The sequence below is a fragment of the Planococcus sp. APC 3900 genome, assembly GCF_030407735.1.
GTDB classification, from domain to species: Bacteria; Bacillota; Bacilli; order Bacillales_A; family Planococcaceae; genus Planococcus; species Planococcus notacanthi.
On sequence record NZ_JASDCT010000027.1, the window covers coordinates 1 to 587 of the forward strand.

At 47.4% G+C, this 587-nt stretch carries 4 tRNA genes; all 4 read left to right on the forward strand.

From position 1 onward, the window contains the following. The 4 genes from QMA04_RS18195 to QMA04_RS18210 all read left to right on the forward strand — a co-directional run bounded on the left by QMA04_RS18195 (window position 1) and on the right by QMA04_RS18210 (window position 444). Window positions 1-75: transfer RNA gene (locus tag QMA04_RS18195), tRNA-Gln, on the forward strand. Window positions 76-171: 96 nt separating this feature from the next. After that, a tRNA-Leu gene (locus QMA04_RS18200) sits at window positions 172-257 on the forward strand. A gap of 12 nt (window positions 258-269) precedes the next feature. Next, a tRNA-Arg gene (locus QMA04_RS18205) sits at window positions 270-346 on the forward strand. Window positions 347-370: 24 nt separating this feature from the next. Beyond that, a tRNA-Gly gene (locus tag QMA04_RS18210) sits at window positions 371-444 on the forward strand. The last annotated feature ends 143 nt before the right edge of the window (window positions 445-587 follow it).

The window sequence follows — 587 nt, forward strand, 5'->3', positions numbered from 1 at the left end:
TGGGGTATAGCCAAGCGGTAAGGCAACGGGTTTTGATCCCGTCATGCCCTGGTTCGAATCCAGGTACCCCAGCCATTATTATTAAAACGTAGCGACGATGAATTAGAAATTCTTATTGACATCGAAACGATGATGAAGTATAATAGAATTTGTCCCTAAAAATAATTCAATGCGGTCGTGGCGGAATGGCAGACGCGCTAGGTTGAGGGCCTAGTGGGAGAAATCCCGTGGAAGTTCGACTCTTCTCGGCCGCACCATACATCTCTAATGCGCCCGTAGCTCAATTGGATAGAGTACTTGACTACGAATCAAGCGGTTAGAGGTTCGAGTCCTCTCGGGCGCACCATATTTTTTCTTCCATATAATATATGCGGGTGTAGTTTAGTGGTAAAACCTCAGCCTTCCAAGCTGATGATGAGGGTTCGATTCCCTTCACCCGCTCCAAAATTTTATTCCTGAACCTTGAAAACTGAACAGCAAAACGTCAACAAAAGACGTCACGAGCGCCTTGGCGCGAGAACGGCTTTTGCGATGGTCGCCTTCGGGCGATCGGAGCATAGCATTTGAACTTCTTGGGTTCGTGACTT